The 20507-nt window shown below is 71.8% G+C and carries 18 protein-coding genes; 16 read left to right on the top strand and 2 right to left on the bottom strand.

Translation table 11 applies throughout. The features are described from left to right. Nucleotides 1–35 precede the first annotated feature (35 nt). The 5 genes from aspS (at nucleotide 36) to C8E87_RS26485 (ending at nucleotide 5731) form a co-directional block, all read left to right on the top strand. On the top strand, nucleotides 36–1838 hold the full coding sequence (gene aspS, locus C8E87_RS26465) for an aspartate--tRNA ligase (protein WP_133875591.1): 1803 nt from the start codon (nucleotides 36–38) through the stop codon (nucleotides 1836–1838). 12 nt (nucleotides 1839–1850) lie between these two features. Continuing rightward, nucleotides 1851–2657: an SDR family oxidoreductase gene (locus tag C8E87_RS26470; RefSeq protein WP_133875592.1), complete on the top strand. Its 807-nt coding sequence runs from the start codon at nucleotides 1851–1853 to the stop codon at nucleotides 2655–2657. Between the two features lie 337 nt (nucleotides 2658–2994). Further along, on the top strand, nucleotides 2995–3483 hold the full coding sequence (locus C8E87_RS26475; RefSeq protein WP_133875593.1) for a GyrI-like domain-containing protein: 489 nt from the start codon (nucleotides 2995–2997) through the stop codon (nucleotides 3481–3483). A 62-nt stretch (nucleotides 3484–3545) separates the two neighbouring features. After that, nucleotides 3546–3761 (top strand): hypothetical protein, encoded by a 216-nt coding sequence (locus C8E87_RS26480; protein ID WP_133875594.1) that lies wholly within the window; start codon nucleotides 3546–3548, stop codon nucleotides 3759–3761. A gap of 305 nt (nucleotides 3762–4066) precedes the next feature. Continuing rightward, nucleotides 4067–5731 carry a replication-associated recombination protein A gene (locus tag C8E87_RS26485; protein WP_239079994.1) on the top strand — a complete coding sequence of 555 codons (1665 nt, stop codon included), beginning with the start codon at nucleotides 4067–4069 and terminating at the stop codon, nucleotides 5729–5731. 887 nt (nucleotides 5732–6618) lie between these two features. On the opposite strand, the gene C8E87_RS46430 is transcribed toward C8E87_RS26485, so the two are convergent. Then, nucleotides 6619–8358 (bottom strand): hypothetical protein, encoded by a 1740-nt coding sequence (locus C8E87_RS46430; RefSeq protein WP_133875595.1) that lies wholly within the window; start codon nucleotides 8356–8358, stop codon nucleotides 6619–6621. Nucleotides 8359–9036: 678 nt separating this feature from the next. Between C8E87_RS46430 and C8E87_RS26495 the strand changes: the two genes are divergently transcribed. The 9 genes from C8E87_RS26495 to C8E87_RS26535 all read left to right on the top strand — a co-directional run bounded on the left by C8E87_RS26495 (nucleotide 9037) and on the right by C8E87_RS26535 (nucleotide 17946). Beyond that, the gene (locus tag C8E87_RS26495; protein WP_133875596.1) at nucleotides 9037–10080 is read left to right on the top strand and encodes a hypothetical protein; all 1044 of its coding nucleotides are present in this window, start codon (nucleotides 9037–9039) and stop codon (nucleotides 10078–10080) included. Nucleotides 10081–10156: 76 nt separating this feature from the next. Then, entirely contained in the window at nucleotides 10157–10609 is a 453-nt protein-coding gene (locus C8E87_RS26500; protein ID WP_133875597.1) for a DUF948 domain-containing protein, read from the top strand. Nucleotides 10610–10634: 25 nt separating this feature from the next. Further along, complete coding sequence (locus C8E87_RS26505; protein WP_133875598.1) at nucleotides 10635–10910, top strand: hypothetical protein; 276 nt, start codon at nucleotides 10635–10637, stop codon at nucleotides 10908–10910. Continuing rightward, a complete protein-coding gene (gene alaS / locus C8E87_RS26510; RefSeq protein WP_133875599.1) occupies nucleotides 10907–13591 on the top strand; it encodes an alanine--tRNA ligase in 2685 nt (894 codons plus the stop codon). Before C8E87_RS26505 ends, alaS begins: the two co-directional genes overlap by 4 nt. Before the next feature lie 68 nt (nucleotides 13592–13659). After that, a complete protein-coding gene (gene ruvX, locus C8E87_RS26515) occupies nucleotides 13660–14118 on the top strand; it encodes a Holliday junction resolvase RuvX (RefSeq protein WP_133875600.1) in 459 nt (152 codons plus the stop codon). Further along, nucleotides 14115–15308 (top strand): endolytic transglycosylase MltG, encoded by a 1194-nt coding sequence (gene mltG / locus C8E87_RS26520; protein ID WP_133875601.1) that lies wholly within the window; start codon nucleotides 14115–14117, stop codon nucleotides 15306–15308. The genes ruvX and mltG overlap by 4 nt, the downstream gene beginning before the upstream one ends. 10 nt (nucleotides 15309–15318) lie before the next feature. Beyond that, nucleotides 15319–16230, top strand: coding sequence for a shikimate dehydrogenase (locus tag C8E87_RS26525; RefSeq protein ID WP_239079993.1), 912 nt, complete (start codon nucleotides 15319–15321; stop codon nucleotides 16228–16230). 34 nt (nucleotides 16231–16264) lie between these two features. Next, nucleotides 16265–17443 carry a chorismate synthase gene (gene aroC / locus C8E87_RS26530; protein WP_133875602.1) on the top strand — a complete coding sequence of 393 codons (1179 nt, stop codon included), beginning with the start codon at nucleotides 16265–16267 and terminating at the stop codon, nucleotides 17441–17443. Next, entirely contained in the window at nucleotides 17443–17946 is a 504-nt protein-coding gene (locus tag C8E87_RS26535) for a shikimate kinase (protein WP_133875603.1), read from the top strand. Before aroC ends, C8E87_RS26535 begins: the two co-directional genes overlap by 1 nt. Before the next feature lie 206 nt (nucleotides 17947–18152). On the opposite strand, the gene C8E87_RS26540 is transcribed toward C8E87_RS26535, so the two are convergent. After that, nucleotides 18153–18938, bottom strand: a complete 786-nt coding sequence (locus C8E87_RS26540) for a Clp protease N-terminal domain-containing protein (protein ID WP_133875604.1) — start codon at nucleotides 18936–18938, stop codon at nucleotides 18153–18155. A 59-nt stretch (nucleotides 18939–18997) separates the two neighbouring features. Here C8E87_RS26540 and aroB point away from each other — a divergent pair, with 59 nt between their 5' ends. Together aroB and aroQ are read left to right on the top strand one after the other, a co-directional pair. Continuing rightward, nucleotides 18998–20068, top strand: a complete 1071-nt coding sequence (gene aroB / locus C8E87_RS26545; RefSeq protein ID WP_133875605.1) for a 3-dehydroquinate synthase — start codon at nucleotides 18998–19000, stop codon at nucleotides 20066–20068. Beyond that, a complete protein-coding gene (gene aroQ / locus C8E87_RS26550; protein ID WP_133875606.1) occupies nucleotides 20065–20499 on the top strand; it encodes a type II 3-dehydroquinate dehydratase in 435 nt (144 codons plus the stop codon). The genes aroB and aroQ overlap by 4 nt, the downstream gene beginning before the upstream one ends. Nucleotides 20500–20507 lie beyond the last annotated feature (8 nt).

Here is a 20507-nt window from a genome sequence, read left to right on the forward strand (position 1 = left end):
GGGTGCGCCCGTGACATCTGTGAGGAGACGTTCCCGTGATCCGTACCCATGAAGCCGGCACCCTTCGCGCAAGCGACGCCGGCACGACGGTGACGCTCGCCGGGTGGGTGGCCCGCCGGCGCGACCACGGCGGCGTCATCTTCGTCGACCTGCGTGACGCCTCGGGCGTGGTCCAGGTGGTCTTCCGCGAGGAGGACGCGCACGCGCTGCGCAACGAGTTCTGCGTGCTCGTCGTGGGCGAGGTGTCCGCGCGTCCCGAGGGCAACGCCAACCCCGAGCTGGCCACCGGCGAGATCGAGGTCGTGGCCTCGCAGCTGACCGTGCTCTCCGAGGCCGCGCCGCTGCCGCTCCCGGTCGACGACACGATCACCGCCTCCGACGACCTGCGCCTGAAATACCGCTACCTCGACCTGCGGCGTTCCGGCCCGGCCAAGGCGCTGCGGCTGCGCAGCCGGGCCAACCAGATCGCCCGCGAGGTGCTGCACGCCCGCGACTTCAACGAGATCGAGACGCCGACCCTGACCAGGTCGACCCCCGAGGGTGCGCGTGACTTCCTGGTCCCCGTGCGCCTGCAGCCCGGCACGTGGTACGCCCTGCCCCAGTCGCCCCAGCTGTTCAAGCAGCTGCTGATGGTCGCGGGCATGGAACGCTACTACCAGATCGCCCGCTGCTACCGCGACGAGGACTTCCGCGCCGACCGGCAGCCCGAGTTCACCCAGCTCGACATCGAGATGTCCTTCGTCACGCAGGACGACATCATCGCCCTCGGTGAGGAGATCGTCTCCCGCCTGTGGAGCGAGCTCGCCGACTACCAGGTGCAGCTGCCGATCCCGCGCATCACCTGGACCGACGCGATGAACCGTTACGGCTCCGACAAGCCCGACCTGCGCTACGGCGTCGAGCTGGTCGAGCTCACCGACTACCTGCGCGGCACGTCCTTCCGCGTCTTCGCCGGCGCGATCGACGCCGGCGGTTACGTGGGCGCCGTGGTCATGCCGGGCGGCGCGTCGCAGACCCGCAAGGAGCTCGACGGCTGGCAGGACTGGGCCAAGGCCCGCGGGGCGCGTGGTCTGGCGTACGTCGTGCTCGACGCCGAGTCGGGCGAGGCGCGCGGCCCGGTGGCGAAGAACCTGTCCGCCGAGCACCTGTCCGGCCTGGCCGACGCCGTGGGCGCCAAGCCCGGCGACGCGATCTTCTTCGCCGCCGCCACCGAGCGTCGCGAGGCACAGGAACTGCTCGGCGCGGCCCGCATCGAGATCGCCAAGCGCGCGGGCCTGATCGACGAGTCGGCCTGGGCGTTCTGCTGGGTCGTCGACGCCCCCATGTTCGAAAAGACCGACGAGGGCGGCTGGACGGCGGTCCACCACCCGTTCACCTCGCCCAACGACGAGTGGATCGACCGTTTCGAGGAGGCGCCCGACAAGGCCCTCGCGTACGCGTACGACATCGTCGTCAACGGCAACGAGATCGGCGGCGGCAGCGTCCGTATCCACCGGGCCGACGTGCAGAGCCGGGTCTTCGACCTGCTCGGCATCACCCCCGAGGAGGCGCAGGACAAGTTCGGCTTCCTGCTCGAGGCCTTCAAGTACGGCCCGCCGCCGCACGCCGGCATCGCGCTCGGCTGGGACCGCACCTGCATGCTGCTCTCCGGCAACGACTCGATCCGCGAGGTCATCGCGTTCCCCAAGACACGCGGCGGCTACGACCCGCTGACCACGGCGCCCACCCCGATCACCGCGCAGCAGCGGCTCGAGGCGGGCATCGACGCGAAGCCCAAGCCGACGGCCGGCACCCCCGGCACCGACGGTCAGGCTGTTCCCGTGGAGCGCTCGAACTGATCTGATCGACTCATGAGCACACTCATCGTCGGCGCATCCGGTTTCCTCGGTTCCGTTGTGGCCCGTCAGGCGACGGCCACCGGTCACGCGGTGGTGGGCACGTCCACCACCGGGTCGGGCGTGTGGGTGCCGGTCGACGTCACCGATCGCAAGTCGGTGCGTGCGCTCATTTCCGCCGTACGCCCGAAGCTCGTGATCAACAGCACGCGCGGGAACTGGCGGGTCTCGGCTGACGGCGCGGCCACCGTGGCAGCGGAGGCCGTCGCCGTCGGGGCCCGGCTGGTGCACGTGTCGACCGACGCGCTCCACGCCGGACGCCCTGCTCCGTACACCGAGGACGACACGCCGACCCCGGTCAGCCTGTACGGCGCGGCCAAGGCGGCGGCCGAGACGGCGGTGGCCGCGATCGACCCGTCAGCGGTCATCGTGCGCACCTCGCTGATCTTCGGCGGCGGCAGCTCGCACGAGACACTCGTGCTCGACCTGCTCAACGGCCGGAGCAGCGGCATGCTGTTCACCGACGAGATCCGCTGCCCGATCCACGTCGAGGACCTGGCCGCGGCCCTGCTCGAACTGGCCGACTCCCGCTTCTCCGGCATCCTCAACGTGGCCGGCCCCGACGCGGTCTCGCGCGCCGACTTCGGCCGCATGATCGCGCGGGCCCGCGGCCTCGACGACAGCAAGCTCCCCGTCGGGCTCAGCCGCGACGGCGGTCTCGGCCCCCGGCCGCTGGACGTGCGGCTCGACACCTCCCTGGCCCGCACCATCCTGCGGACCAGGCTCCGGCCGCTTGCCGAGACCGTGTCCGCCCCGGCCTGACCACGGCGTCGGTTTGCCCAGGCCCGGCCTGGCGTTCGTTTGCTCGCATCCGGGTTCGCCTCGGCCCGGTGTTCGTTTGCTCGCGTCCGGGCTTGCCTCGGCCTGGTGTTCGTTTGCTCGCGTCCGGGTTCGCCTCGGCCCGGTGTTCGTTTGCTCGCGTCCGGGCTTGCCTCGGCCCGGTGTTCGTTTGCTCGCGTCCGGGCTTGCCTCGGCCTGGCGTTCGTTTGCTCGCGTCCGGGTTCGCCCCGGCCTGGCGTTCGCTTGCCACGTCCGGGTTCGCCCCGGCCCGGCGTTCGCTCGGCCTGAAGTCGCGGGGCTGCCGTGTGAGACTGGCCGGGTGGAGCCGACCATCGTCGAGCTGGGCGAACAGCCGTACGTGGGCCGTCGCGAGAGCATCACCATGACCCGGTTCGCGCGGGTCGCCGATCACCTGCCGGCGATGTTCGCCCGGCTCGGCGAGCGCGGGGTGCCCGTGGCCGGCGCCCCGTTCCTCCGCTATCGGGTGATCGACATGTCGGCGGACCTGGTCGTCGAGGCCGGCATCCCGATCACCGGCCCGGCCCGGGTCGCGCCGCCGCTGTTCGTCGAGTCGCTGCCCGCGGGCCGCTACGTGACGACCAGCCACATCGGGCACCCCGACGGGTTGATGCAGGTCACCGCCCGGCTGCTCGACTGGGCCTACGACCGGGGCCTGGAGTTCGACATGCACCCCACCCCGACCGGCGAGGTCTGGGGCTGCCGCCTCGAGGTGCTGAGAACCGACCCGGCCGAGGAACCCGACATGCACAGGTGGCGTACCGACCTGTTCCTCAAGCTCGCCGCCTAGTTTGGACGAAACCGCCTCCGGGGTATCTGCGTGGCAGAACTCTCACCCCCGGAGGACATAAAATGCTTGCCATCGCCGCCGCCGTCGTGTTCGGAATCTGGCTCCTGCTGGACCTGCTCGACACCAACCTGGGCGCCCCCGACCTCTTCAACTTCCAGACCATGGCCTCGATCGGCTTCCTGCTGCTCGCCCTCTACCTCGCGGGCGTCGGCAGCGGGCCGCGCGCCGGCACCGGCTCGGGCCGCCGCTTCTACGGCCGCCGCCCCGGCCGCGGCTGACCCGACCATCCCCCTCGAGCCGCCGGCGGTCCCGCACGGCACGGCTCGAACCCCGGCCCGCCGCTCGCGCGTCCCGTGCGCGTTCCGGCGGGCCGGCCTTTTACCCCGTACGGGGTGGTCGGGCCCTTCTTCAGCGGCGCGGGCGGTCTTCCCGTACGGGGTGGCCGGGGTCTTCGCATGCGGGGCGGCCGGATCTCCGTACGGGGTGGCTTGGTTTTTCGCGTGCGGCGCTGCGGGTGGCGGCCGGAGTGGTCGCCGAGCGCGCGTTACAGGGTGCTACCGGCGGGCCGGTACTGTTTTCCCCGATGTCTGACGATGGGCTTTTCTCCGTGGCGCCGACCGGTGGCACACAGGCCGCCGGGCCGGCCGACGGCTTCACCACCCCGGCCGCCGACTCGCCGCTGCCGGTGCGGATGCGGCCCGTCTCGCTCGACGAGCTGGTCGGCCAGGAACACCTGCTCGCCCCCGGCGCACCGTTGCGGCAGCTGGTCACGGGGGCCAGTCCCATGTCGGTGATCCTGTGGGGCCCGCCCGGCACCGGCAAGACGACGATCGCCCACCTGGTCGCCGGCGCCACCAACCGTAAATTCGTCGCCATGTCGGCGCTGTCGGCCGGCGTCAAGGACGTCCGCGCGGTGATCGACACGGCCCGGCGCGAGCGTCGTTACGGCGGGGCGCCCACGGTGCTGTTCATCGACGAGGTGCACCGCTTCAGCAAGACCCAGCAGGATTCGCTGCTCGCCGCGGTCGAGGACAGGACGGTCACGCTGCTCGCGGCAACCACCGAAAACCCGTACTTCTCGGTCATCTCGCCCCTGCTATCGCGCTGTGTGCTGCTCACCCTGCGCGCGCTCGACGACGACGATGTGCGTGGCCTGCTGCGCCGCGCGGTCACCGACGATCGCGGGCTGGGCGGCGCGGTCACGCTCAGCGACGAGGCCGAGGAGCACCTCGTACGGCTGGCCTCCGGCGACGTGCGCAAGGCCCTGACCGCCCTCGAAGCCGCGGCAGGCTCGGCCGTGGCCCAGGGCGTGAAAGAGATCGACCTCGCCACCGCGGAGAAGGCGGTCGACGTGGCTGCGGTGCGCTACGACCGCGACGGCGACGCCCACTATGACGTGACCAGCGCGTTCATCAAGAGCATGCGGGGCAGCGACCCCGACGCGGCGCTGCACTGGCTGGCCCGCATGCTCGTGGCCGGCGAGGACCCGCGGTTCATCGCCCGGCGCATCGTCATCTTCGCCAGCGAGGACATCGGCATGGCCGACCCGCAGGCGCTGCTGGTGGCCACGGCCGCGGCCCAGGCCGTACAGCTGATCGGTCTGCCCGAGGCCGGGCTCAACCTGGCCCAGGCGGTGATCCACATGGCGACCGCGCCGAAGAGCAACAGCGCCACCACCGCGATCGGGGCCGCCATGGCCGACGTGCGGGCCGGTCGCGGGGGAGCGGTGCCCTCGGCGCTGCGTGACGCGCACTACCCCGGCGCCCGCGGATTAGGGCACGGGCGAGGTTATCGCTATCCGCACGATGACCCTCGCGGGGTGGTAACTCAGCAGTATCTGCCCGACGATCTGGCCGACGCGGAGTATTACCAGCCGACCGACCACGGCGCCGAACGGGCGATCGGGGAGAGGGTTCCCCGCCTGCGACGCATCGTTCGTGGTCGCGCGGTGACCCCGCGTACGGGGGAGACGACGGCGGCCGGATCTGACCGCGCAGCGGGTGGTGCGGCGGGCCCCACTGCTGTCAACATCACACCGGACAAGACGGATCCCCCCGTCGGTGCTGATCCGGAGCCCGGCGCCACCGCCTCGACGGCCGCCGCCGGCTCCGGGGACGTCGTCGATGGGAGCGTGCCCACAGACGGGACTGGTAGTGTCGCCCGTCCGACCGACCCACCCGGGCCAACCGGACAGGCCGGGACGACGCCTGACAACAGCGGCCCAGCAGCCGGAGAGGAACAGCCGTGACCCCGCGCGGTGCCGAACGGCCCGACGACGACGCTGACCTGCGCAACGAGCAGGCCGGCGGGCGCAAGGGGCGCCGCTTCGGCCGCGGGCGTCAGGAGCCGATCGAGGAAGAGCCGGTCGCCCAGGAGGAAACCGGCTGGCTCGACGACCTGCGCACGGCGAAGGAACAGCGGTCCGCGATCGGCCCCGGCACCCTCGCCGGCGAGACCCGGTACAGCAAGTCGGGGCGGGTCGCACCCGGTCCCGACGACCCCGGCGAAGACCTCTCCGCCCCCGGCTGGCAGTCGGGCAGCGGCGAAAACCCCGCGATCGGGCGCCCCGGCCAGCGTTCGGCCGCCATCCCGCCTCAGGCCGTTGCCCCGCCCCGGCCCGGGCAGCCTTCGGGCGCCGTCCCACCGCCGCCGGCAGGCCCGGCCGGTCCTGGGCAGCGTTCGGGCGCCGTCCCACCGCCGCCGGCGGGCCCGGCCGGTCCTGGGCAGCGTTCGGGCGCCCGCCCGGCTGGTTCTCCGGGCCGCGCCGACGTTCCACCACAGGGTGGCGCAGGCGGTCAGCAATACGGTGGCCCTGATCCGGCCGGCCGTACTTACGGCGGCGGTCAGGCCGGTCCGCCTGACGGCGGTGGTCCGGCTGGTCCGCCCGGTGGCGTTGGCCCGGCTGGTCAATACGGCAGCCCTGGATCCGGTGGGCAGCCTGGGGTCGTTCCTCCGGGCGGTCTCGCAGCGCCGGGTCACTACGGCGCTCCTGCACAGGGCGGTCAGCAGTACGGCGGCCCGGCCGGGCGGCCGGGGCGGCACAACGCCGAGCCCGGCATGCCCGACGCGGGTTCGGTGGTCCCGCTCTCCGGCAACGCGCCCGAGGTCCCCTCGGTGCGACCGGTGTCCCCGGCCTCACGCCCGGTGTCCCCCGGTGGCCCCATGCGCGGCCGCGACCGTTTCCGCAGCGACGGCTCGCACCCTGTCTCGGGCGCCGGCTACAGCGATCTCGGGCCTGGACGGCCCACCTCGGGAGCGCCGCGCCCGGTTTCGGGTGCCCCGGGCTTCGACAGCACAGGTGCCGGGCGTGCCGTGCCGGGTGGCCCAGGTTTCGACAACTCGGGTGCCGGGCGTGCCGTGCCGGGTGGCCCAGATTTCGACAGCCCGGGTGCCGGGCGTGCCGTGCCGGGCGGCGCCACGTTCGGCGGGCGCCCGGTCTCCGGTGTGCCCGGCGGGGCTGACTTTGGTGGTCCGGGCGGTCGGCCTGTGCCGGGTGCGCCTGGCGGGGCTGACTTCCGTGGTCCCGGTGCCGGGCGGCCTGTCTCGGGCGCGTCCGGTCAAGAGACGTTCCCGGGCGGCGGGCCGGGTTATCCCGGGCCGGAGCAGCCCACCGGTCGGCACGGCCGCGGCGGCGAGGACACTCCGGGCGAGCCCACCGGGCGGCACGGCCGCGCGGGCGAGGACGCTCCGGGCGAGCGCACCGGACGCCACGGCGGCGGCGAAGCAGGACAACGCGGCCGCCGAGCCGGGCGAGGCAATGGCCCCGGGCCGGGTGGCACAAGTCAGAACATTCCCCGGCACGGTGGTGCCGGCCAGGGCAGCGGAGCCATAGCGGGACCGGAAGGGCCGCAGGGCCCCGGCGCCGTGGGTCACAGTGCGCAACCCGGCCCCCCAGGACGTGCGCAGGGCAATCAACCGGGTGCCAACCCGCCGGCAGGCGGGCGCGGGCCGGGGATGTCCGGGCACACGGGCAGCTTCCCCGCGGCGGTTCCGGGCACCGGGCCGGTGCGGGCGGCCGCCGTTGTGCCTCCGGTCGTGCCGGGACGCGAGGGTGTGCGGACCCCGGCGGTTCCCGGGCGAGCCGGAGCCATGGCCGGGCAGACCTCGGGAGTGGTTCCGCGGCCCGGTGACGGTTCCGGCCGCGTCCCGCCCCGCGGCGGACAGCCGGCCGGGCCGGGACAGCCGGGTCAGGGCCAGCTGGGGCCGGGTCAGGCAGGGCCGGGCCAGATGCGACCGGGTCAGCCGGGTCAGGGCCAGCTGGGGCCGGGTCAGGCAGGGCCGGGCCAGATGCGACCGGGTCAGCCGGGTCAGGGTCAGCCGGGTCAGGGTCAGCTGGGTCAGGGTCAGCTGGGGCCGGGTCAGCTGGGGCCGGGTCAGGTGGGGCCGGGTCAGCCGGGGCGCGGCCGAGCCGGGGCGGGCGCCGTTCCGCCGGGTCAGGTTCCACCGACCGGGCCGGTGTCGCCGGGGCAGCCGCCACAGAACACGTACGGGCGTCCACCGGCCGGGGCGGCGGCACCCGGCCCGTCGCTGCAGGACCCATATGGGCGTCCGCCGGGCGGGCCGGTGGGACCCGGGCAGCCGCCGCAAGACACGTATGGGCGTCCACCGGCCGGGCCGGTCTCGCCTGCGCAGAATGTCTATGGCCGGCCGCCCGGCGAATACGGGCAGCTCGCGCGCGCGCAGGGTGTGCCTCGTCCGCCGCAGGACGACGCCGAGCAGGTGCCGGGGGAGTACGGGCAGCTTTCGCGCGCCCAGGCCGTTCCGGGGCAACCGCAGCTCGAGCCGGGTCAGGCCACCGGTGCCGTTCGCGGCCCGGCCGGCCGTGGCCGGAAGGCGGGTGGCCGCGGCGCGCAGACCAGCGGAGGACCCGCCCATGGAGCAGCCGGAGCGGCCGCGGTCGGCGGCATAACGGGAGCTGCCGCGGCGGGTGGGCTGACGGCCGGCGCCGCCTCGGTGCGTGGCGCCCAAGGCCCGGCAACAGCGGACGACGCGAACATCGGCGCGGTGCCGACTGCCCGGGGCGGGCGCCGGTCGGTGAGCCTCGACGACGCCGACAGCGGCGCCGCACCCGTTCGCCGCGGGCGCGGACGACCGAGCTCTGACGATGCTGACAGTGGTGCGCTGGGTGCCGTGCCGGTTCGTGGGCGGGGGCGGTCGAGCTCTGACGATGCTGACAGTGGTGCGCTGGGTGCCGTGCCGGTTCGTGGGCGGGGGCGGTCGAGCTCTGACGACGCCGATAGTGGTGCGCTGGGTGCTGCGCCGGTTCGTGGGCGGGGACGACCGAGCTCTGACGACGCTGACAGTGGCGTGCTCGGCGCTGCACCCGTTCGTGGGCGAGGACGGTCGAGCTCTGACGATGCTGACAGTGGTGCGCTGGGTGCCGCGCCGGTTCGTGGGCGGGGACGGTTCAGCTCGGACGATGCGGACAGTGGCGCGGTCGCCGCTGCGCCGGTTCGTGGTGGGCGTGGATCCACCGAACCGGGTGACGGGGACAGCGGCGCGCATGCTGCTGCCCCGCATCGTGGCGGGCGTGGCCCAGCGAGCCTGGTCGACGTGGACGGTGCTCCACCCGCCCCGGGCGGGCGTGATGCGAGCCTGGCCGACGTGGACGGCCGTGCGCCGGTGGGCAGTGCGAGCGTGCCCCGGGCCAGTGCCGCCGCGTCGGTGCGTGGTGCGGCCGGGGCGGCTGCGGCCGGGGCCGCCAAAGTGGGATCGGCCAAGGTCGGAGCGGCAGCCCCGGTGGGAGCGGCAAAGGCCGGAGCGGCCGCGCCCGTGGGAGCGGCCAAGGTAGCGCGGGCGGCTGCGCCCGGACGGGCGGTTGTCGAGACCGGGGGCGGTCCGCCGCGGGGTGACTCTCCCGTTGTGGGGGCCAAGGCCGCCGTGGCCAAGGCGGCCGTGAGCGTGCCGGCCGGCGATGACCAGCGGGCGACCTCCGGCGGCGTCACCGGGATTCGCGAGCAGTTGCGCACCCAGCGGCGCCTGCGGGTGGTGACCTTGGTCTCGCTCGCGGTTGTCGTGCTGGTGGTGCTGCCGGTCTTCTTCGGGCTGCGGACGGCCGGCAACGACCCCGTCTTCGGCTCGCTCGACTCGCTCGACGTGCCGTCGTGGGCCGAGCAGAAGGTCGACGACCAGAACTTCGGCAGCCAGTGGTGCTTCGAGGAGTGCAAGTTCCGCGAGCGCACCGCCGAGTCGCAGAAGCCGTTCAAGGAGACGACCGCTGTCTACACCACGGCGCTGAAAGAGGCCGGCTGGGAGCCCTGGACGGTCGAGGACTGCCCGGAGCAGGCGGTCAACCCGGCCGAGAGCACCTACAGCTGCTGGAAGCGCGACGAGTTCACACTGGACCTGCGGGTGAGCCCGCCGGACTGCAAGATCGACCAGGTGACCGCGAACGACCCGGCCCTCGCGGGTTCGGTGGCCCCGACCGTGCCGCCCCCGGGATCGTGCACGGGCTCGGCCGTCAGCATCAAGGTGCAGAACGCGATCGCCGACACGCGCGGCAAGCCGGACACCGGGAAGAGCCCGTTCACCGGCGAGACGCCGGACCCCGTCATCACGGATGATCCCCTCTTGCAGCCGACACCCACGGCGTCGTGACGCGGGCTGTGGTCACGGACGGTAGGGTCTGCACGTTGACCCGCCCACCCGTGACCTTGTAAGGGAGACGCGCCTGATGGACGCCGGAGAAATCGCAGGCCTGATCGCGGCGGGCGCCTTTCTGATGCTCGTCATCGTGCTCGCTGTTCCGCTGCTCAAGCTGGGGCGCACGGTCGACGCCGCCACCAGGGCGATCAACGACGTGACCGATCGCACCGGCCCGCTGCTGACCGATGTCAACGAGACCGTCCGGGGCGTGAACACCGCGCTCGGCCAGGTCCAGGTCTCTTTGGACGGTGTCAACGTCCAGCTGGCCAAGGTCGACACGATCACCGAGCACGCCGCTCACGTCACCGCCAACGTGGCCAACCTGTCCACCGTCGTGGCGGCCGCCGCGGCCAACCCGTTGGTCAAGGTGGCCTCGTTCGGGTACGGCTTGCGCAAGACCGTGCAGGCTCGCCGCAACGCCGACGAGGCACGGGAGATCCGCGAGACCATGAAGCAGCGCCGCAAGGCCGCCCGCCGCTAATTTCTCAGAAGGGAACCAACCCGCCATGAAGCGGCTGCTCTGGCTGGGTGTCGGCCTCGCCGTCGGCGCCATCGTCGTTCGCAAGCTCACCCAGAAGGCGAACGAGTTCACCCCTACCGGCATCGCCACCTCGCTGTCGCAATCCGCTGGCGGCCTGGTCGAGTCGGTGCGTAGCTTCGTGGATGACGTGCGCATCAACGCGGCCGAACGCGAGCAACAGATCAACAAGGCGTTCGCCGAGGGTGAGCTGTACGTCTACGAGGACGAGGACGGCCCGGACGGCCAGGAGGGGAATCGATGAAGACGGCGGAGATCAAGCGGCGCTATCTGGCGCATTTCGAGGCCAACGGGCACACGGTCGTGCCGAGTGCCCCGCTGCCCGCTATCGACGACCCGAACCTGCTGTTCATCAACGCCGGCATGGTGCAGTTCGTGCCGTACTTCCTGGGTCAGCGCACCCCGGCCTTCAAGCGCGCCGTGAGTGTGCAGAAGTGCATCCGGACGCCCGACATCGACGAGGTCGGCAAGACGTCGCGGCACGGCACGTTCTTCCAGATGAACGGCAACTTCTCGTTCGGCGACTACTTCAAAGAGGGCGCGATCAAGCTCGCCTGGGAGCTGTCGACGAACCCGATCGAGCAGGGCGGTTTCGGGCTCGACCCGGAGCGCATCTGGCCGACGGTCTATCTGGACGACGACGAGGCGTACGGGTATTGGAAGGCGATCGGCGTCCCCGAGTCGCGGATCGTGCGCCGGGGCAAGAAGGACAACTACTGGTCGATGGGCATCCCGGGCCCGGCCGGTCCGTGTTCCGAGCTCTTCTACGACCGTGGCCCCGAGTACGGCAAGGACGGCGGCCCCGAGGTCGACGAGGACAGGTTCATGGAGTTCTGGAACCTGGTCTTCATGCAGTACGAGATCACCGACGTGAGGTCGAAGTCCGAGTTCACCGTCGTCGGTGACCTGCCCAAGCAGAACATCGACACCGGCATGGGCCTGGAGCGGGTCGCCTCGATCCTGCAGGGCGTCGACAACCTGTACGAGATCGACGAGGTCAAGCCGATCCTGGCCCGCGCGGCCGAGATGACCGGCAAGCAGTACGGCGCGAAGTCGGGGCACGTCGCGGGAGAGTCCCACCCCGACGACGTACGGCTGCGGGTGATCGCCGACCACGTGCGCACCGCGCTGATGCTGATCGGCGACGGCGTGACGCCCAGCAACGAGGGCCGCGGTTACGTGCTGCGGCGGATCATGCGCCGCGCGATCCGGGCGGTCCGCCTGCTCGGCTGGCAGGGGCCGGCGCTGCCCGAACTGCTGCCGGTGGCGCGTGACTGCATGGCGCCGTCGTATCCCGAACTGGCCGAGGAGTTCGGCCGGATCTCCACGTACGCGTACGCCGAGGAGGACGCGTTCCTGTCCACACTGCGCGCGGGCACGACGATCCTGGACACGGCGATCAGCGACACGCGGGCCCAGGGCGGCAAGGCGCTCAGCGGCGACAAGGCGTTCCAGCTGCACGACACGTACGGCTTCCCCATCGACCTGACCCTGGAGATCGCGCAGGAGCAGGGACTGGAGGTCGACCAGGACGGGTTCCGCCGGCTGATGGCCGACCAGCGGGCCCGCGCGAAGGCGGACGCCGCCGCGCGCAAGACGGGGCATGCCGACCTCAGCGCGTACAGGAATGCCCTTGATCTTGGTGGCCCGGTCGAGTTCACCGGCTATCAGGAGGTCACACGCGAGTCGCGGGTCCGCGCGCTGATCGGTGGCAGCGGCTCGGTCGAGGTGGCCGGCGAGGGTGACTTCGTCGAGCTGGTGCTCGACACCACCCCGTTCTATGCCGAGGGCGGCGGTCAGCAGGCCGACACCGGTCTGATCAAGGTCGGCGGCGGGCAGCTCGAGGTCGTTGACGTGCAGCAGCCGCTGCCGGGCCTGATCGTGCACAAGGCGCGGGTGATCCGCGGCGAGGTGCGTACGGGCGAGTCGGCCGAGGCCGAGATCGACGTGACCCGGCGCAAGGCGATCTCGCGGTCGCACACCGCGACCCACCTGATCCACCAGACGATGCGCGCGTTCCTCGGCGAGTCGGCGACCCAGGCCGGTTCGCTGAACGCGCCGGGCCGCCTGCGGTTCGACTTCAACACGCCGGGGGCCGTCTCGCCCGCGGTGCTGCACGACGTCGAGCAGCAGGTCAACGAGGTGCTGCTGCGTGACCTCGAAGTGCACGCGTTCATCACCTCCCAGGCCGAGGCGCGCCGGCTGGGCGCGATGGCTCTCTTCGGGGAGAAGTACGGCGACGAGGTCCGAGTGGTTGAAGTCGGCGACTACGCGCGTGAACTTTGTGGTGGCACGCACGTGTCGCGCTCGGGTCAGCTGGGCCTGGTCAAGATCCTCAACGAGTCGTCGATCGGTTCCGGCGTACGCCGCGTCGAGGCGCTGGTCGGCATCGACGCGTTCGGCTTCCTGGCCAAGGAGCACCTGCTGGTGAGCCGCCTGGCCGAGCTTTTCCGGGTGCCTGGCGAGCAGGTCGCCGACCGGGTCGAGCAGACGGTCACCGCGCTGCGCGACGCCGAGAAGGAGCTCGAGAAGCTGCGCGCGCAGATGGTTCTCGGCGGCGCGGGCACGCTCGCGGCCCAGGCCAAGGATCTGCGCGGGGTGGCGTTCGTCGGCACCGAGGCTCCCGAGGGCGCGGCCGGCAACGACGTGCGTACCCTTGCTCAGGAGATCCGCGGCAAGATCGACGGGGCTCGCCCGGCGGTCGTCGCGGTGGCGGCCCGGTCGAACGGCAAGGCGTCGCTGATCGTGGCGCTCAACGGGGCGGCGAAGGACCGCGGGCTCTCCGCGGCCGATCTGGTCAAGGGCGCGCTGTCCGGCCGGGGTGGCGGCAACGCCGACCTGGCGCAGGGTGGCGGGCTTCCGGCCGACCAGGTGCCGGCGCTGTTGGCGGCGGTCGAGAAGGCGGTGGGCGACACCGCGAACTAGGGGGCTGCGCCTTCAGCCCGGTCAAGGACGGTGGCGGGGCTGTGGATGGCGTGACGGAGGGTGGCCGGATGAGCGCACTGTCGCGGGGTAGGCGACTGGGCGTCGATGTCGGTAAGGTGCGCGTCGGGGTCGCGATCAGTGACCCTGACGGGATCCTGGCCACCCCCCTGGTCACGGTGCCCCGTGACATGGGCGCGGCAGATGATGCTGTGCCCGGCGACATAGCTGAGCTCGTCCGCCTCGTGGGGGAACACGAGGTGGTGCAGATCGTGGTGGGACTCCCGGTGCGTCTCAACGGTGCCGAGGGACCTGCCGCCATCGACATTCGTGCGTACGCTGGGCGACTGGCGGCCTCGGCCGGTGAGGTTCCGGTCGTTCTGGCGGACGAGAGGATGTCGACGGTGGTGGCAACCCGTAGGCTTGCCGAGCGTGGCGTCCGAGGGAAACGCCAACGAGCGGTCGTCGACCAGGCGGCCGCGGTGGAGATCCTGCAGAGCTGGCTGGACGCGCAGCGGAGGCAGAGATGATCGACGAGCTGGATCTGGCGTTCGACGAGCACGCCGACAAGACGAAACCTCGGCACCGCCGGGGCCGCGGCGGCAAGAAGAGCACGGGTAAGTCCGGCATCGCCTTCGTCATGGCTTTTGTCCTGCTGGCCGCGCTCGGCGGCGGGGTCTACTTCGGCTACAACAAGGTCAAGGGCTTCTTCACGGCGGCCGACTACGACGGCGCCGGCGGCGAGCCCATCCAGGTGACGATCGAAAAGAACGCGACGCTCACCGACATCGGCAACACCCTCGTCGACGTCGACGTGGTCAAGAGCACCAAGGCCTTCGTGAACGCCGCGGATGCGAACCCCAAGGGCAAGAACATCCAGTCCGGCACGTACAACCTGAAGAAGCAGATGTCGGCCGAGAACGCCGTGACCCTGCTTCTCGACCCCAAGTCGCGGGTCACCAAGGGCGTCACGTTCCGTGAGGGCCTGACGATGATGCAGACGTTCACGCTGCTGTCGAAGGCCACGAAGATCCCCGAGGACGACTTCGTGCAGGCCGCGAAGAACCCGGAGGATCTGGGCATCCCGTCCTTCTGGTTCAACCGGCGTGACAGCAAGCAGGTCAAGAAGACGGTCGAGGGGTTCCTCTTCCCCGACACGTACGAGTTCGACCCCAAGATGGACGCCGAAGCGATCCTCAAGGTGATGATCGGGCGGTTCCTCGAGACGGCCGAAGAGATCGGCTTCGTCGACACCGTGCAGAAAAACCTCTCGGTCTCGCCGTTCGAGGCGCTGATCGTGGCGTCGCTGGCCGAGGCCGAGTCGGGCGTGGCCAAGGACCTTCCCAAGATCGCCCGGGTCGCCTACAACCGCACGTACAAGCAGAAGCCGGCCATGCCACTGCAGTTCGACGTGACGGCGAACTACTGGCTGCAGCTCAAGGGCAGCGCCGCCAAGCACTCCGGCCAGCTCAGCCAGAAAGAGCTGAACGACCCGAAGAACCCGTACAACTCGGTGAGCCAGACCGGCCTGCCCCCGGGCCCGATCGACAACCCGGGCAAGGCCGCGCTCGAGGGCGCGATGAAACCGGCCACCGGGCCGTGGCTGTTCTTCGTGGCGGTCGACAAGGACGGCAACTCGGCCTTCGCGGTCACCGACGCCGAACACGAGAAGAACATCGACAAGGCGTGCGCCAACGGCATCAAGCTCAGCTGCGACTAGCCTGTTCGGCGTGACCACGAGCCCGTCCCGCCGCGCCGCCGTGTGCGGCAAACCGATCGCGCACTCGCTGTCGCCCGTGATCCACAACGCGGGGTTCGCCGCGGCGGGGCTGTCCGGCTGGGCGTACTCGTCCTTCGAGTGCGCCGAGTCGGAGCTGGCGGGGCTGGTGGGCGGGCTCGGGCCCGAGTGGGCCGGGTTGTCGCTGACCATGCCGCTCAAGGAGGAGGGCCTGCGCCTGGCCTCCTCGGCGACGGCGGTGGCGCTTGCGGTCGGTGCGGCCAACACCCTCGTACGCCGTGACGACGGGTGGCACGCCGACAACACCGATGTGGCCGGGATGGTGCGGGTGCTCACCGACGCGGGGCCGGCGGCCGCTCCCACGGGCGCCGAGCCCGACGGCGGGGCGGCCCCGGATACTCCCGGCAGTGAACTCGGCGGCGGTTCGGCCTTTGCTCCGACGGTGACTGTGCTCGGTGGTGGGGGCACGGCACGGGCGGCCCTCGCGGCGGCGGCCCAGCTCGGCGCGCCGGCCGTCACGGTGGTGACCCGGCGGCCAGCGGCGCGCGAGGAGTTGAGACCCGTGGCCGAGGCCCTCGGCATCACGCTGCGGGGCGTGGCGTGGGAGGACGCGAGCGCCGCTTTCGAGGCGGACGCCGTGATCTCGACAGTGCCCAGGGGCGCGGCCGACCACCTGGCCGGCGATGTGCCCTGGCGTGCGGGGACGGTGCTCTTCGACGCCCTCTACGACCCCTGGCCGACACCCCTCGCGGCCGACGCGCGGGCTCACCACGTACGGGTGCTGTCCGGTCTTGATCTTTTGCTGGCTCAGGCGCTCAGCCAGTTCGAGCAGTTCACCGGTGTGACCCCCGCCCCCGAGGAGGCCATGCGGGCGGCTCTGCTCGCCGCGGCGGCAGCCCGTTAGCGGCCGGTCAGCGTGACATGCCAGACTGTCATCCGTGTTGCGCTGGCTGACCGCAGGTGAATCGCACGGACCGGCACTCGTCGCGCTCCTCGAGGGTGTTCCCTCCGGGGTCGAGGTGACGAGCACGGAGATCGGGCGCGATCTCGCGCGCCGCCGGCTGGGTTACGGCCGGGGCGCCCGCATGAAGTTCGAGCAGGACGTCGTCGAGATCATCGGCGGCATCCGGCACGGGTTCACGCTGGGCAGCCCCGTCGCGATCCGGGTGGCCAACTCCGAGTGGCCCAAGTGGGAAACCGTGATGGCGGCCGACCCGGTCGACCCGGCGGAACTGGCTGCACAGGCCCGCAACGCGCCGCTGACCCGCCCGCGTCCCGGACACGCCGACCTGGCCGGCATGCAGAAGTACGCGCACACCGACGCCCGCCCCATCCTCGAGCGCGCCAGCGCCCGTGAGACGGCCGCCCGGGTCGCCGTCGGGGTGGTGGCCAAGGCCCTGATCAAGCAGGCGCTCGGCATCGAGATCGTCTCGCACGTCATCGAGCTTGGGTCGGTCGCGGCCAAGAGCGGCCTGATCCCCACTCCTGAGGACGCCGAGCGCATCGACGCCGACCCGCTGCGCTGCCTCGACCCCGAGGCCAGCGCGCGCATGGTGGCCGAGGTCGACGCGGCCAAGAGCGACGCCGACACCCTGGGCGGCATCGTCGAGGTGCTGGCGTACGGGGTGCCGCCGGGCCTGGGCTCGCACGTGCAGTGGGACCGCAAGCTCGACTCGCGCCTGGCCGCCGCCCTCATGTCGATCCAGTCGGTCAAGGGCGTCGAGATCGGCGACGGCTTCACGCAGGCCCGCTCGCGCGGCTCGGTCGCCCACGACGAGATCATTCCGACTCCCGACGGCGTCAAACGGGTCACCGACCGCGCCGGCGGCCTCGAGGGCGGCATCACCAACGGCGAGCCGCTGCGGGTGCGGGCCGCGCTCAAGCCGATCTCGTCGCTCAACCGCGCGCTGCAGACCATCGACGTCACCACCGGCGAGCCGGCCACGGCGATCAACCAGCGCTCCGACGTGGTAGCCGTGCCGGCCGGCGCGATCGTGGCCGAGGCCATGGTCGCCCTGGTGCTGGCCGAGGCCGCGGTCGAGAAGTTCGGCGGCGACTCGGTCGGCGAGATCCGGCGCAACCTGCAGGGCTACCTCGACACGCTGGTCATCCGCTGATGGCGCCGCGGGCCGTGTTCGTGGGCGCCCCCGGCGCCGGCAAGTCGACGATCGGCGCGGCGGTCGCCCGGCTGCTGGGCGTGCCGTTCGCCGACGCCGACGCGATCATCGAGGTCGAGGCGGGCAAGCCCATTCCCGAGATCTTCATCGACGACGGCGAAGAGGTGTTCCGCGAGCTCGAACGCCGTACGATCGCCGAGGCGCTCGGCTCCTTCGACGGCGTGCTGGCCCTCGGCGGCGGGGCGATCCTCAACGAGGGCACCCGCGAGCTGCTGCACAAGCACACGGTGGTCTATCTGTCGGTCGAGCTGAGCGACGCGGTCAAACGCGTGGGCCTCGGCGCGGGCCGCCCGCTGCTGGCGATCAACCCGCGCGCCACCCTGAAATACCTGCTCGACCAGCGCCGGCCGCTCTACGCCGAGGTCGCCACCCACACGATCAAGACCGACGGCCGCGAGCCGGACGAGATCGCCGCCGAGGCTCTCGCCCTGCTGCGGAAATAGCCGGAGCCGCTCTCCGCCGCGGGGCGATCGATCTTGGGCTCCTGCGGCTGTCCCGCGTTCTTTGCGGGCGCTCGGTGTGGGCTGGTCTCGCGCTTTTGCGGGCGCTCGGTGTGGGCTGTCTCGCAGCCTTGCGGGCGCTCGGTGTGGGCTGGTCTCGCGCCCTTGCGAGCCTCGGTGCGGCCTGTCTCGCGCCCCTTTGCAGGCGGCTATTTTGCGGCGGCCTCCAAGCGCTCGATCCGGGCGATCAAGGGCGCGATCTCGGCCCGTACGGCGGTGAGGAGCCCCCTCATCGCGGGAGCGCCGGGATTGTTCAGGTTGGTGCGGAGGTGGGCGTAACCGGCGAGGGCCACCCCGACCGCCCGGCGAGTGGACTTGGCGTCGGCGCCGCGGTCGCGCAGCGTTTTGCCCGCCCCGCCGTCGGGCTCTGCGGTCAGGGCCACCAGCAGATGCTCGCAGCCCACGTAGTTGTGACCGAAACCGATCGCCTCGCCGACGGTCTGTTCCAGCGCCATTGCCGCGTGCCGGCTGAACCGCAAACCGGCGGCCGCGCCACCCGCGCCACCCGGCGTGGCGCCGCCTGACGTGGCGCCGCCCGGCCCCGCGCCGCCCGGCCCCGCGCCGCCCGGCTCCGGGCCTGTGGGCGCGGTCAGCGAGGTGGGCGAGATGTCCATCGCGGTCAAGATCTGCAGCGCGAGGTTGTTGCCCTCGGCGAGCATGCCGTGCAGCAGGTCGCCCGTTGTCACTGCTTTGCGGCCGGCGTCGCGGGCCCGTTGCGCCGCCAACGTGATGACGGTGATCAGCCGGGCCGTGAGCGTGGGGAGGCGGTCGGCCAGTTCGGCGGCGTCCAGGTCGTCGAGCAGGGCCGCGCGGATCGTAGTGACCCGCTGCACCGCCTGTTCCAGGGCGCGCTGGCAGATCGCCGAGACCGGGATGCCGCTCTCGCGGACGGAGTCGGCCAGATCGTCAGGAAGGTACACGTTGATTTTCGGCATGAATCCTTTGTAACCCTAGTGGGGGTAGAAAGATATAACCCCATTCCGGCGCCGATAGGGTGTCGGCCGTGGTGACTCGGATTTCGGTGAGCGGTGACCGTCCGTACGACGTGCTGGTCGGACGTGATCTCGCGGGCGGGCTGCCCTCGCTGATCGAGGGCGCGGCCCAGGCGGCGGTGCTCTTCTCCGCTCCGCTGCGAGCGCAGGCCGAGCGGGTGGCGGAGGCGGCCGGGGTTCCGGCGCTGCTGATCGAGGTGCCCGACGCCGAGCGCGGCAAGACCGTCGACGTCGCGGCCATGTGCTGGGACAGACTGGGTGACAACAACTTCACCCGTACGGACGTCGTTGTCGGCGTCGGTGGTGGCGCGGTGACCGATCTGGCGGGTTATGTCGCGGCGAGCTGGCTGCGGGGTGTGCGCTGGGTGCCGTGCGCGACGTCGCTGCTGGGCATGGTCGACGCGGCGGTCGGCGGCAAGACCGGGATCAACATCGCCGCCGGCAAGAACCTGGTCGGCGCCTTCCATCCGCCGGCCGGCGTGCTCTGCGACCTCGACGCGCTGCGCACCCTGCCCGCCGATGACCTGCTGGCCGGCCTGGCCGAGGTGATCAAGTGCGGCTTCATCGCCGACCCGGTGATCCTCGACCTCATCGAGGCCGACCCGGCCGCGGCGGTCGACCCGGGGTCCCCGGTGCTGCGGGAGCTGGTCGAGCGAGCGGTCCGGGTCAAGGCCGAGGTGGTCGGCGTCGACCTCAAGGAGTCGGGCCTGCGCGAGATCCTGAACTACGGCCACACCCTGGGCCACGCGATCGAGAAGCGCGAGAAGTACACCTGGAAGCACGGCCATGCGGTCTCCGTCGGCCTGATCTTCGCCGCGGCTTTGTCGCATTTGTCCGGGCGGCTTCCGTCCAGCGATCATGATCGACACCGACGTGTTCTTTCGCTGGTCGGCCTCCCCACCTCGTATCCGAAAGAGGCGTGGCCCGAGCTGCTGAGCGCGATGCGTGTCGACAAGAAGACCCGGGCGGCGACCCTGCGCTTCGTTGTGCTGAACGCACTGGCCGAACCCGGCATCCTGGCCGGCCCGGACGAGGCCCTGCTGGAGCAGGCGTACGCGGAGGTGGCGCGATGATCTACGTGCTGAACGGTCCGAATCTGGGCCGCCTGGGCACCCGGGAACCCGAGATCTACGGCTCGACCACGTTCGCCGACCTCGAACGGCTCTGCCTCGAAACCGGCGAGGAGCTCGGCGTCAAGGTCGACGTGCGCCAGACCGACGCCGAGCACGAGATGATCAAGTGGCTGCACCAGGCCGCCGACGAGGGCGCCGACGTCGTGCTCAACCCGGCCGCGTGGAGCCACTACAACATCGCGATCCGGGACGCCGCGTCCATGCTGCGCGGGCGGCTCGTCGAGGTGCACATCTCCAATATCCACACACGCGAGGAATTCCGGCATCATTCGGTCATCTCGGCCGTCGCCACCGGGGTCGTCGCCGGGCTCGGGGTCGACGGCTACCGCCTGGCGCTGGCCCACCTGGCCCGATTCGCCGGGAAAGCATAAGCGCCGGT

Origin of the sequence: Paractinoplanes brasiliensis (genome assembly GCF_004362215.1) — a bacterium.
Taxonomy (GTDB): Bacteria; Actinomycetota; Actinomycetes; order Mycobacteriales; family Micromonosporaceae; genus Actinoplanes; species Actinoplanes brasiliensis.

Excerpts from the sequence above, each read along its gene's own strand:
- C8E87_RS26470 (WP_133875592.1), top strand. The coding sequence starts at position 1,851 with ATGAGCACACTCATCGTCGGCGCATCCGGTTTCCTCGGTTCCGTTGTG.
- C8E87_RS26480 (WP_133875594.1), top strand. The coding sequence starts at position 3,546 with ATGCTTGCCATCGCCGCCGCCGTCGTGTTCGGAATCTGGCTCCTGCTG.
- C8E87_RS26485 (WP_239079994.1), top strand. The coding sequence starts at position 4,067 with ATGTCTGACGATGGGCTTTTCTCCGTGGCGCCGACCGGTGGCACACAG.
- C8E87_RS46430 (WP_133875595.1), bottom strand. The coding sequence starts at position 8,358 with ATGGGCGGGTCCTCCGCTGGTCTGCGCGCCGCGGCCACCCGCCTTCCG.
- C8E87_RS26500 (WP_133875597.1), top strand. The coding sequence starts at position 10,157 with ATGGACGCCGGAGAAATCGCAGGCCTGATCGCGGCGGGCGCCTTTCTG.
- C8E87_RS26505 (WP_133875598.1), top strand. The coding sequence starts at position 10,635 with ATGAAGCGGCTGCTCTGGCTGGGTGTCGGCCTCGCCGTCGGCGCCATC.
- alaS (WP_133875599.1), top strand. The coding sequence starts at position 10,907 with ATGAAGACGGCGGAGATCAAGCGGCGCTATCTGGCGCATTTCGAGGCC.
- ruvX (WP_133875600.1), top strand. The coding sequence starts at position 13,660 with ATGAGCGCACTGTCGCGGGGTAGGCGACTGGGCGTCGATGTCGGTAAG.
- mltG (WP_133875601.1), top strand. The coding sequence starts at position 14,115 with ATGATCGACGAGCTGGATCTGGCGTTCGACGAGCACGCCGACAAGACG.
- C8E87_RS26535 (WP_133875603.1), top strand. The coding sequence starts at position 17,443 with ATGGCGCCGCGGGCCGTGTTCGTGGGCGCCCCCGGCGCCGGCAAGTCG.
- C8E87_RS26540 (WP_133875604.1), bottom strand. The coding sequence starts at position 18,938 with ATGCCGAAAATCAACGTGTACCTTCCTGACGATCTGGCCGACTCCGTC.
- aroQ (WP_133875606.1), top strand. The coding sequence starts at position 20,065 with ATGATCTACGTGCTGAACGGTCCGAATCTGGGCCGCCTGGGCACCCGG.